The sequence below is a fragment of the bacterium genome (assembly GCA_009926305.1).
GTDB lineage: Bacteria > Bdellovibrionota_C > UBA2361 > UBA2361 > RFPC01 > RFPC01.
On the sequence record RFPC01000068.1, the window covers coordinates 1 to 12,479 of the forward strand.

General features: G+C 45.7%; 8 protein-coding genes. 1 reads left to right on the forward strand and 7 read right to left on the reverse strand.

Features of this window, described 5'->3' with window-relative positions:
* From EBR25_10235 to EBR25_10245, 3 genes are all read right to left on the reverse strand, one after another.
* Positions 1–182, reverse strand: a 182-nt coding sequence (locus tag EBR25_10235) for a hypothetical protein (protein ID NBW41359.1), incomplete at its 3' end; no start/stop codon positions are given.
* 335 nt (positions 183–517) lie between these two features.
* Positions 518–1,384, reverse strand: coding sequence for a hypothetical protein (locus tag EBR25_10240; protein NBW41360.1), 867 nt, complete (start codon positions 1,382–1,384; stop codon positions 518–520).
* A gap of 369 nt (positions 1,385–1,753) precedes the next feature.
* Entirely contained in the window at positions 1,754–3,580 is a 1,827-nt protein-coding gene (locus EBR25_10245) for an MFS transporter (GenBank protein ID NBW41361.1), read from the reverse strand.
* 427 nt (positions 3,581–4,007) lie between these two features.
* Here EBR25_10245 and glmU point away from each other — a divergent pair, with 427 nt between their 5' ends.
* Positions 4,008–5,477, forward strand: coding sequence for a UDP-N-acetylglucosamine diphosphorylase/glucosamine-1-phosphate N-acetyltransferase (gene glmU, locus EBR25_10250; GenBank protein NBW41362.1), 1,470 nt, complete (start codon positions 4,008–4,010; stop codon positions 5,475–5,477).
* Positions 5,478–5,895: 418 nt separating this feature from the next.
* Here the strand turns inward: glmU and gyrB are convergent, their stop codons facing one another.
* The 4 genes from gyrB to dnaA form a co-directional block, all read right to left on the reverse strand.
* Positions 5,896–8,382 carry a DNA topoisomerase (ATP-hydrolyzing) subunit B gene (gene gyrB / locus EBR25_10255; protein ID NBW41363.1) on the reverse strand — a complete coding sequence of 829 codons (2,487 nt, stop codon included), beginning with the start codon at positions 8,380–8,382 and terminating at the stop codon, positions 5,896–5,898.
* A 171-nt stretch (positions 8,383–8,553) separates the two neighbouring features.
* On the reverse strand, positions 8,554–9,705 hold the full coding sequence (locus EBR25_10260) for a DNA replication/repair protein RecF (GenBank protein NBW41364.1): 1,152 nt from the start codon (positions 9,703–9,705) through the stop codon (positions 8,554–8,556).
* Between the two features lie 156 nt (positions 9,706–9,861).
* Positions 9,862–10,992: a DNA polymerase III subunit beta gene (gene dnaN / locus EBR25_10265; GenBank protein ID NBW41365.1), complete on the reverse strand. Its 1,131-nt coding sequence runs from the start codon at positions 10,990–10,992 to the stop codon at positions 9,862–9,864.
* Positions 10,993–11,411: 419 nt separating this feature from the next.
* A partial coding sequence (gene dnaA / locus EBR25_10270; GenBank protein NBW41366.1) for a chromosomal replication initiator protein DnaA occupies positions 11,412–12,479 on the reverse strand: 1,068 nt, incomplete at its 5' end.

The following is a 12,479-nucleotide window of genomic DNA, read 5'->3' on the forward strand; positions in this document are numbered from 1 at the left end:
GCAGGTTGATATACCGCCGTACTGAACGCCTTCGCTATCCCACTGAGGTATGTCGCTACCTCATCCTCGTTCTTTTCTATCTCTTTGCAGGTTCCGCAAGTTTGAGAGCAACCGGTAAAAACCAAAGCTGCCATGATCAGTATGGGAATACCTCCCCGGGAAACAGTTTGAAAAAACCTCATATAATCTCCTTGTATCACACAGTTTAATTGTCAAATGGCCCCATCGAGCTCAAGTGTATGACGCGCGCGTCTGCTTTAATCTCGTTGGATGGCTCATTCCTAATCCAGCAATGTTATGCACGGGAGGGAGAACTCTGTTGCGTACTATGTGAAATATTCACATTTCGCAAAGGGGAGAATGATTCTTGATGGACTGAGGATAGCTCAATTATCGACGAGGAGAGTGAAGAGATGGTTTTTGGAGGAATATTGAGTTGGAGTAGTGTTTGACGAGATATTTTTCAGTTTACGAGGCGGTCTCCCCCACCCTCCTAAGAAATATTCGTAGCAGACAATCAATGGCTGCTCTTTTTCTCGGTGTGTAACCGGAGAAATCCTATTTGTTTACCTGAATATTCACCAGATCGCATTGCGGCGAATGATTTTCGCTGCGGGAAGTAAATATCTTGTGGACCATGTATCATATAGTCCACAAAGCGAGCAATCTGCTGAGACCTCTTCTGAGGCGGTAGCGTGAGGTCTCGTTTCCAGGGATTATTCAATTGAAAGAAGGTGTACTGTACCGCGCCTTTTCCAGGACTTGCACGTTGATTGAACAATTGAGATGAGGCTCCTACCCCCAAGTGAAAAGGAATAGGATCGAGCCAATTATCAACATGGACATACTGGGGTCCATCCGTAAAGTATGCAGCACCCCCACCATAGGTTTCAATTTTTAGGTGTGACAACATATCGGGAATCTTCTGGCGTGGTATGCCAGACTCCTTGAGCTCTGTCACAATATTGCGGAGGGCGCGACTTATGATGATAGCCCCCTGGCTGTGGCCCACGAGATGTAGATCCTTTCGAGTTTCAAGAGTGGAGCGAATCACCTCCTTAGTAGTATTAGCGGCAGCGTTATTCCCCTTATTCATAAGGTCGTAAACACACTGCTTTAAGTCACGCCATAGTCCTCGGGTGCTATTGTGTATACCAATTACTTCAGCGCCTGTATTCGCGAGAGCTTGCATGTCAGAAAAGTGGAGTTCAATCTCTGTCATGATCCCATTAACAAGCAAGATTCGGTCAATTACTGGAGCCCCATTGTTTGGTTGAAGGAAGGGGATCTTTTCCAGTACACTCTCGGATTGCCAAAGTTGCTGGTAGCCATCGATAAAACAACCATCTGCTCGATGCTCAAACAAATCAGGATCTTCAGTCATACACCGGGGCCAATATCAAAAAGCTTCTTTTTCTATTATGGGCACTCTGCCGCTGAATGTGGCAATGCATGATTCAAAATTCGTGAGCCAATTCGCTGATCTGAGACAATGGTAGGCGATAAGGGGCACGTGCTGCGCACTCTTTAAACGCTGGCTGTGCACGAGCAATCTTCGAAACTCCGAGAAAGACTATATGAAGGGCATCGAGAAGAGAGAACTGTAGTGGATAAAATCCATTCGTAGAAGTTACCCCGTTAAAAATCAGTTCGTAGGGCACCGAAGAGTGGTAAGCTATCTGCAGATAAAAGGGGGCATCATCGGAAGCCGCATAGTGAAGGTAAGGCCCATAATGGTGTAGCTAAAGCCAGGCTAGTCCGAGGTCACTTTCTCGTGAAGTGCTCTCACTGCTTCTTCGACATCGAAAGCTGTGGTTGAACTTGGTAGCGGTTTTCCGAAGGTTATCGTAACCGGATAAGGAATCTTTCTTGGCCATTTCCAGAACACCTTTTCTCCGTAATGGCTGAAAATGCTTCCCCATAGCCCGCCGAGGTGAATCGGGACAATTGGTTGGCTTCGTCCCACCATAATCGTTTCAAGTCCAGTTTTAAAAGTCTTTATATCACCATCTCGCGAGAGCCCCCCCTCGGCAAATATCCCGACAAGCTCACCCGATTCAATGAGCTTGCCACACTCGCGAAGCGTTGCCTCCAATTGCTCTCTTCCGTCTGATGAAGAGATGGGAATTGCTTTCATAAGCTTTGCAATCGGATATATCGGAAAGCTATTATAAATGGGCCGATACATGATGAATCGAACCGGTCGAGGTAGTGCCGCGAGGAGCAGTAGTGCATCAACGTATGTCACATGATTTGCAACAAGTAGAGCCCCTCCCTGCTTAGGTATATGCTCGGTGCCTTCTTTTTGAATCCGATAGAGGCAGTGAAGTGCAATCCAATTTACGCATCTCATCATGGTTTCAGGTAGTAGTCGGACTAGGTAGATTGCAACAACGAGGGATATCAAGCTCATACTCAGAAAGAGACCTCTGCCCGAGAATGAGAGATAGTCAATATATATCCAGAAAAGAATGCTCGAAATAAACATGCAGCAGTTTGAGAAGAAGTTCGAAGCTGCAATAAACCGCCCACGCTTTTCGGGCGGGCTGAACTCTTGAAGATACGCTGTCTGTGGCACGATAAAAAATCCTGAGCTGACTCCAAGTAAGCAAATTGCAATATGAGGTAATCCGGGGATGTTTCCAGAGAAGGCGAGGAGTGTACTGCACGTCACAATTCCAAACGCGCCGATAGGAATGAGTCCGAGCTCTACCTTTCCCTCCGAGGCCTTTCCGGCAAACACGCTCCCAACCCCAATACCAATCCCGAGTATCGCGAGAAGTACGCTGGTAGCCGTTTCTGAGAATTGAAGCTCTTCTTTCGCAAAAAGGAGGATATTTAATTGGAATAAGGTTCCTAATGACCAGAAAAAGGCACTGCCAATAACGGTCAACCAGAGAGCTTTCCTCTGGTAAAGAAGTTTTAGGTTCGTGAGATTCGGAGTGATTGGATTAAATGAAAATGCTCCTGCCTCACCAATACTTCTCACGAAAGGAATCTGATAGCTTGTTAACATTCCAAGCAGCGCAATTGAGATGCAGATATATCCTGGGTTTTCTATGATTCCTGAGAGCGCTACTCCAGCCATTGCCGTGCCGCAAATGATCGCAGCAAAGGTAACAAGCTTTACAAACCCATTCGCCCGCGAAATCTCTTCTACAGCCATAATCTCTGGAATAATTCCAAATTTGGAGGGACTAAAAAGTGCGCTTTGAGCTCCCATCAAAAAAACGGCCAAAAGAAGACCGAGATCCGAACGAACGTAAAAAGCGATAAAACCAAGCGTCATAATCAAAACTTCAAATTGCTTTGTCCTAATAATGACATGTGATTTTGAGAACTGGTCAGAGATCCATCCGGCAACTGCCGAGAAGATGATGTATGGCAGAAAAAACAGTGCTGCAGTCAGCGATAGAAAAAGTATGCTGTATTCCTCTGTCGTTGCTTTGCCAAGAACCTGAAGCGAGATGATGGTCTTAAAAAGATTATCATTGAATGTACCAAAGAACTGTGTAGCAAGCAGAGCTCGAAAGGATTTGGAGTTACATGACAAGTTAAATTCAGGTGATGGCTTTGGCATCTGGGTCCTCGATGTAGTGAAAGGAGTGTCGGCAGATATGGGACATATGATGAGTGATTACACTATAGCTAGCAACCACGTACCCTAGTAACCACGTACCATCATCTTCTTGATCGTTATTAGCTCATGCCTTCCTCAGTGACTTAAGACGCGTTTTTATACGTGCCTTGTCTGAGAGTCGCTCAAGAACTGGCTAACCGATTGATTCTCTGTACGGAGAGGAGAGCAGTAGATACACCACTCGATAGAGTTCACTCGTCTCAGGGTATATCCTCCGGTAGTGCTGGCACTTCTCTCGTGCCTTCTTCCAGGTATATCGTCGTAACACAGAGGAGCAATCGCGAAGAAGGAGGTTCGTGTTGCCTCTAGCTACGAACAGAAGCTGGAAAATTCAAAAATGTGTACTCTCGTGTAAATTCCCTCTAGAATGTCGCTCACCACGTCATGTTTATTGAGAACAGAAGAGAGGAATATGACAGAGCGTTTAGCAATTGTAATTCTTGCGGCAGGAAAGGGCACAAGAATGGGCGGCGAAACCGCCAAGGTATTAAGAAGTTCTTTTAATGGACCACTCTTGCAAGAGGTTATGAAGAGCGTCGTTGGTCTCCAGCCCGAAAAGATGGTGGTGGTAACTGGATTTCAGGCGGATGAGGTAGAGCAGTCGGCAAGAACTTATCGAGATGAGCTCATCGAGGAGCATGGACAAGAGTTTACGGCATCACTCGAGTTCTGTATTCAGAGCGAACAACGCGGTACTGGAGATGCTGTAAAGGCTGCATTACCCGCTCTTGATGGATTTACTGGAGAGGTCCTTATCCTTTGCGGTGATGCTCCTCTTCTCTTGGAAAGCTCTCTGGTCTCTCTCATACACAACCATCGAGCTCAGGACGCAACCCTCTCTCTTTTAACAGCACACCACTCAGAGCCTGGCTCTTACGGACGAATACTTCGATGTCCTGATAGTGGAAACTTACTTGGAATTCGAGAGGCTCGCGACGCCTCGCCAGTAGAGCTAGCGATACAAGAGGTGAACTCTGGTGTCTACGTTATTGACTCAGCTTTCCTTCCAGGAGCCCTAAGCCAGCTAGAACCAGATAATGCGCAAGGTGAATTTTATCTGACTGACATTGTCGGAAAGGCCATAGAGGAAGGACAGAAGGTGGTCAGCTCCTCTTGCTCGAGCAAGGAGCTGACAGGAGTAAACTCCTTCGGCGATTTGCAACAGGTGAATGCCATACAACGAGAAAGGATAATTGAAGAATTCACTCGAGAGGGAGTCCTTTTTCTGCTCCCAGAAGGGGTTGTCGTTAGTCCAAAAACGAAGTTCGGTAAAGGCGTCCAGGTCGGTCCGAGCACCGTGATTGGTCCAGATGTTGAGATTGGCGACAATGTCGTTATCGAGGGAATGAGTCATATATCAAACTCGGTAATCAGCGCAGGAGCCGTCATTAAATGGGGGTGTCGCATCGAGGGGGCCGAGATTGGTAGAGACTCGGCGGTTGGCCCCTTTGCCCACTTGCGTCCCGGTACTCAGTTAGGAAATGAAGTGAAAATCGGAAACTTTGTTGAGATCAAAAAGTCTTCATTGGGCAACGAAACAAAAGCTTCACACCTCTCATATCTTGGCGATGCAACGATCGGTGCTGGAGTAAATATTGGCGCCGGCACAATAACATGTAACTACGATGGTTATAATAAATCGGTAACCGTTGTGGGTGATGGCGCCTTTATTGGCAGCAACTCGTCACTGGTAGCTCCTGTAGAAATTGGATCGGGAGCTACGGTAGGGGCAGGTTCAACCATCACAAAGCATGTGTCGAAAGATGCGCTAGCAGTAACACGCGCTGATCAACGAGAAGTTTCTGGGTGGTCAAAAAAGAGGCGAGAGAGAGGATAGCCTACTCGGAAAGAAGAATTTCCGATGATTGTTGTAGCTTGCGCTCTCTCGTGCGAGTTTTCTTTTGCCGACGCTTGGCAATTTTCTGATCTCGCTGATTTCTCTTTGCTTTTGTTCTCTTTGCTAATGATGCCATATCGTTCCTAATAGCTAACTGAAATATCTCTCTCTACGAATGGAACCATCCAATTCCTATCTGTTCTTTCGTAAAAGAAATCTTTTTCAAACTACACCACTTTTCTGTAGTAACTGGGGTAGTAACGGTTCCGTCTTCTGAGCATCTCTACCAACAGCGATGCCAACAGGTCGGAAACAAACGTTTTGTTCGAGAGACGACTTTTCGTAGACTCGTCTCTCAGATACCAAAGTCGACAGTATAAAGGTTTCGTTCTCTGGATCAACCAGCCGCTTAACAACCTTAAATATCGAGGTTTTTTGTCTTTAACGCATTTTCCTCGATAAAGTTTCGGCGTGGCTCAACCTGGTCGCCCATTAAGACCGTAAATATCTCATCGGCTGAAAGTGCATCCTCAATCTCTACTCGGAGCAACGTTCTTGTCTCGGGATTCATCGTTGTATCCCATAGCTGCTCTGGGTTCATCTCTCCAAGACCCTTAAAGCGAGATATTGTCAGCCCCTTTCTTCCTCGCTCGTCAATTCCCTGAACGAGGTGACTAAAGTTCGCGTAATCTCCTACCAAGTCTTTTTCATCATAAAGATGGTAAGGCGCTTCGCCCAGTTTTTTTGCTTCTTCAAGAATTTTTCGCAGTCGTTGAAATCTCGCCTGATTAAATATTCGTTTACTAAACTCAGTCTTCTTTAGAACGCCTTGGACCCTACTTTCGAACAGCACGGAATAGGTTGTTTCTGTAGAAGAGTTGGTATCACCGCCCTCAGCGGAGACTGGCTTGTCCTGAACAACGGCAAAGTTGACCTGTTGCGACTTTTCATCGGAAGTAAATTTCTCGAGGATATGATTCCCAACTTCTGCCAGCTTCTGTTCCGATTGAAACATTTCTTCGGTGTCGTCTGCACGCATCGCAAGTTCTACTAGCAAGCCACTATCGCTGCGCTCGTTTCGGTATTCCGCAAGAATCGGATTCATCCTGCCGAGGTTTAACACATGATGCTTCAACTGCTGCTCGCTCGTCTTAACGCCATTCCGCGACTCTAAACGACAACCATCGACACCGTTTCCAACAACCAAGTCGGCCATCTCGCCTTCGCTCTTAATGTACTTTTCTTTTTTGCCACGCTTAATCCGATAAAGGGGTGGTTGAGCAATATAAAGGTGCCCGCGCGCGATTAACTCATTCATTTGGCGATAAAAGAAAGTTAACAGAAGGGTGCGAATGTGGCTTCCGTCAACATCAGCATCCGTCATGATAACGATTTTATGATATCGCAACTTCAATACATCAAAATTGTCAGAGCCAATTCCAGTCCCCAGCGCGGTAATAAGTGTCCGTATCTCTTCAAACGAGATCATCTTGTCGAAACGAGCTTTCTCGACGTTCAGAATCTTTCCCTTCAATGGAAGCACTGCTTGATTTGATTTTTCTCTTGCCTGCTTTGCAGAACCTCCTGCCGAATCTCCCTCAACAATAAACAGCTCAGCTTCCTCGGGGTTTTCATTTTGACAATCTGCAAGTTTCCCAGGCAACGCTGCTGAGTCCAGTGCGCCCTTTCTTCGAACAAGCTCTCGAGCCTTTTTGGCAGCAGCTCGAGCTCTTGCAGCTTCAAGAGCCTTATTCACTATCGTCTTCGCTACACCAGGCTGTTGTTCAAGAAACACCCCTAAGCGATCGCCAACAATTTGTTCAACAAAGCCCTTAATCTCGCTATTACCAAGCTTCGTTTTCGTTTGACCCTCAAATTGTGGTTCTGGGAGCTTAACACTAATAATGGCGGTTATTCCTTCGCGGGTATCATCGCCCGTGATTCCATCTTTCGTGTTCTTCAGTAAATCATTTTTCGTAGCATAAGAGTTGATACACCGGGTTAAGGCCGCCTTAAATCCAGCAAGGTGTGTTCCGCCTTCGGTGGTATTGATGTTGTTTGCGTATGTAAAAATGTTTTCTTGATATCCCTGGTTATACTGCAAGGCGAGTTCGAGCTGAATACTATCAAGCTCCCCCTTAATATGAACCGGGGTGTCAAATAGGGGCTGCTTGTTATTATTGACGTGCTCAACAAAGCTCTTGATACCACCCTCAAAATGAAAACTCTCTTCCTTTCCGTCTCTTTCATCGCGAACGTTAAACTTGAGTCCAGCGTTGAGATACGCGAGTTCGCGGATTCTGTGAACAAGGGTCTCGGTTTGAAATCCATTAACCTCCGAAAATATCTCGTGGTCTGGATAAAAGGTAACGGTAGTTCCCGTTCTGTCTGTTGAGCCCGTTATTTTCAGCGGCTCATCAGGGGCGCCGCGCTTAAAGCTCATTTCATGAAGATTCCCATCTTGATGAACCTGAACTTTCAGCCACTCTGATAATGCATTTACAACGGATACCCCTACCCCATGAAGTCCACCGGAAACCTTATAGGCATCCTTTTCAAACTTTCCTCCGGCATGCAGTTTCGTCATTACAACTTCGACTCCACTGACGCCTTCGGTCGGATGCATACCTGTTGGGATTCCCCGGCCATTGTCCTGAATGGTGGCGGATCCATCGATGTGGAGCGTTAGCGTTATCTCATCACAATACCCAGCGAGCGCCTCATCCACAGAGTTATCAAGAACTTCGTATACAAGATGATGATATCCCCTATCGAACGTATCGCCGATGTACATACCGGGGCGCTTACGAACCGCTTCAAGTCCTTCAAGAACTTTTATCTGCTCTGATCCATAAGTCAGCTTCTCGTCTTTGTTGAGAGCATTTTCTGCTGTCGAGTTCTCCATACATCTCCACAAATGAATAAGGACAATAGTCCCCGCCGAACTGTCTCTTCTCAAGTCGCACGTTCAAAGGAATGCAACGGGTTGAAAGGATGGTTTATGACCTCAGCGAACCCCTAAATTATATGAATGTTAGAACGGTTTCGTAAAGGAAATGGTGGAAGAATTTGCTCCCTAATTTGCTCGCTCGATGACCCCTTTTTGAACGTGAAATAGGGTTGTATCTGATTGAGTAAGGTCGTGTCCTGACAGATCTGTCCCGGTGATAAAAACCTGATATTTATTCTGGCGAAGGAGCTCAAAAAATCGTCGCATCCTCCCCTCATCAAGTTCAGAGGAGAAGTCATCAAGCAATAAGAGCGGCGCTACGGATATACGCTCTTCAATCACATGTAGAATCGAAACCAGGAGGGCTAGAACGAGACTCCTTGCCTGTCCCTGTGAGGCAAATTGTCGAGCAGACCTACCGTTAAGCTCAAAGTGTATATCATCGAGGTGTGGGCCTAAAAGGGTGGTTCTTCTCTCTATTTCTGTTGAAAGACACCCCTCTAGAATTGGCAGGTATGCTTGTGGCGTTGTAGCTTCCTCTGAACGGGCAAGAAATGAGTCAACGAGGCTGAGACGAACGGTTCCGTCCTCGCGTGCAAACTGCTCATAGTGATGCTCAATGAGAGGTTGAAGCTTTTCTATTAAGGAGCCTCTCTCTTGAGTAATAACCGCAGCATGTTGGGCTAACATCTCGTTTAGCGTTATGAGCTGGTCCATATTTGGGACCCGTTCTTTCAGCAAGGCGTTCTTCGCTCTAATCACCTTCTGATAGCTTGTGAGAGAAACTAACGCCATTGGCGAGATTATTGATATATAGCGGTCAAAAAATGCTCGGCGAACAGACGGTGAGCCGTAGATGAGATCCACGTCTTTAGGAGCAAAGGTCACAGCAGGACACCGCCGAACATAATCACCAACTTTTTTTGTCGGTTCTCCATTAATAAAGACTTTTTTTGTGCCACGTTCATATGAGACGCCAATCTGTGTCTGCGAGAATTCCTGCGCGGCTTCGGTTTCTGATGAAACGGTTCCAAAAACCGAGAATTGATCTTTCTCCCATTCAGCAAGATCGCCTTGTTTACACGGACGAAATGTCTTTGATGCACTGAGGACGTGTATCGCCTCTATGAGATTGCTCTTGCCTTGCCCGTTTTCTCCCTGGATCAGGTTTATCCCCTGGTGAAAATCTATTTCTCCATCATGCAAGTTTCGAAATGAATACGTTTTTATATTCGTTAAGTACAACGCACATCTCCCTAGAACGGCATCAGTCTGCAAAACGAGAACTCTAAGGCACTATTCTTCTCTGAAGCCCCGACTGGTATGCCGACTACAAGGTCATAGCACCTGGTTGATACAAAAAAGCTATCGAACACAAAACAGCTACCGAATAACGTGGAAGTTCATGAAAGAACCCCCCTACAACGAGATATACTACGTTAATCGCATTGGCATCACGATTCCAAAATATGAATCATCATGCTCTTCATAGAGTTTTGCTGGCCCCAGTTCCCCACCGAGGTTCATGACTAAGTTCGATTCTTCAGCTATTGAAGAAGAGAAATCTAGGAGATAGCGAGCATTGAATCCTATGCTTAAGTGCTCTCCCTTATAGTCCAATTCAAGCTCTTCTGTAGATTCCCCAAGCTCTGGTGAAGAGCTTGATAGGCGTAGCTTGCCCGTACTGAAGTCTAGTTTTATGCACTTCCCTTTATCAGTGACCATCAGGGCAGCTCTTTTTATTGCTTGAGCAAATGCTGCTATCGGTAGTGATATCGAAACCCCGTCTTTCTTCGGGAGAACCTGATTGTAATCCGGGAATTCACCATCAATGAGTCGCATTGAAACCTTTGCTTTTCCTGTGTCAACGACAAAAAAGCCATCAGAGATACAAACCTGCACAGGAACATCAGTTGCCTCATCAAGAAGCTTGCGCACTTCTACGAGCCCTTTGGTCGGCACGATTGGACTCCCTTCAAATTCAAGACCCTCAACTGGTCTTTGGATAAGGGAAAGACGGTGACCATCGGTCGCTACAAGACGAAGAAGATTTGAGCCTGTTTTTCCCTTCCCCTTGACCGATTCAAAACATACCCCATTTAGGTTAAACCGGGTCTCATCATGAGACACTGCATAAACCGTCTTGTGTATCATCTCAAGAAGCTGCTGCCCCTTAACGGTGCACTGCGGTTTGATACTAATACCAGGGAGACTAGGAAACTCCTCAGAATGAACCCCAACAATTGAGAAATTGGATTTACCGGACTCGATTTGGAGTCGCTCTCCCTGAGAAAGCGTTAAACGGACGTCTCTATGAGGCAGCTCTCGAACCACTTCGTGAAAGATTTTAGCACTCACTGTTGTACTTCCACCTTGCGTTACTTGAGCTGGGACTTGAACGACAGCCGTAATCTCTAAATCGGTGGCAGATATCTTCAGCCCTTCAGATTCATCCGCACTAATAAGCACGTTAGCGAGAATCGGCATTGTTGTTTTGCGTTCAACAATGCTTTGTAGGAAAGAAAGAGCACGTGATAGGTCTGCTTTTGTAAGTTTTAAGTCCATAATGATTATCTCGATCTCTAAGGTAATATGGTGAGGACAATAGCACTTCTTTATCGGAAATTCGTATAAAATCTGCGAAAAAAATTGGAAAAAACGATTTTCTTTACCTCGAAGAAATTGAGCGTTTTTCTCTTATACAATGGCTCTTTCTAATAAATATTAAAGAATAAATATAGAAAAACCACGATTTGGCTGTGGAAAAAGAGTCAGTCGCTTCGGCAGAACACGGCACGATCCGGGAACTGTTTGCTCCACAAGAGACAATCAGTAGAGATATGAGAGAAGAGCAGACAAGACCTCACCGCTTTTCCACAGCAATTACCGAAAAAAACACATTAATTTTAGATATATAAGAGGCTTTCCCACAGATGAAATGGGCTCACGAGCAAAAATCTTGTGTGTCGCGCTGGCAAATTGCGTCAGGAAGCAAACAACTGTTCCTCCATCTCTTGAATTTGCCTTTGTAGGTCCTTGGAATCTTTAACTTTACCCGTAACAACGTTTGCTGCATGTATAACGCTCGAGTGGTCTCTTCCACCAAAGTTTTGTCCTATTTCCGGATAAGAGCTCGTGGTGTGCTTCCTACACAGGTACATGGCTACATGTCGCGGAAAAGAGAGGTTTTTTGTGCGTCTCTTCGAGACCATCTCTGAAACCTTGATGGAGAAATAGTCGGATACAACCCTCTGAATCTCTGAAATGGAGGTATGCACTTTCTTTTTCATCATGGGACGTAGTGCAGACTCAACAAGAGCTCGAGAGAGAGGGACACCCTGAAGACTAGAAAGCGCATTGAGTCGAGTTAACGCTCCTTCGAGCTCTCTTACGTTTGATGAGATGCTTTCTGCTATGAGGTGAGCTATTTCTTCTGGCAATCCAAACCCATCTATGGAAGCTTTTCGATTTAAAATGGCTACACGAGTTTCAAAGTCAGGTGCCTGTATGTCTGCTGTTAGCCCCCACGCAAAACGAGTCTGAAGTCGCTCTTCTATTCCAGGAATATCTTTTGGAACCTTGTCTGAGGTAATAACAATCTGGTGCTTAGCGCTGTAGAGCGCATTGAAGGTATGAAAAAACTCCTCTTGAGTCCTTTCCTTGCCACACATGAACTGAATGTCGTCAATGAGAAGCAAGTCGATATTCCGAAATCTATTTTTAAACTCATCCATCTTGGCAAATCGCAAAGATTGTATGAGCTCATTGGTAAAACTCTCGGATGAAAGATAGAGAACTTTTTTCTCGGGGAAAGTAGAGAGAACCGCGTTGCCAATGGCATGGAGCAGGTGAGTTTTTCCTAATCCCACCCCTCCATAAATGAACAATGGATTGTAATCATGGCCAGGCTTTTCCGCCACGTGCATGGCTGCGGCATGACAAAACTGGTTCCCTGCACCAACAACAAAGTTATCAAAGGTATAGCGAGATATAATACCTGTTTGTTTTTGAGGAGAGGGTGTCTTGCGAGCGTTCTTGATCTTTTTTACGAC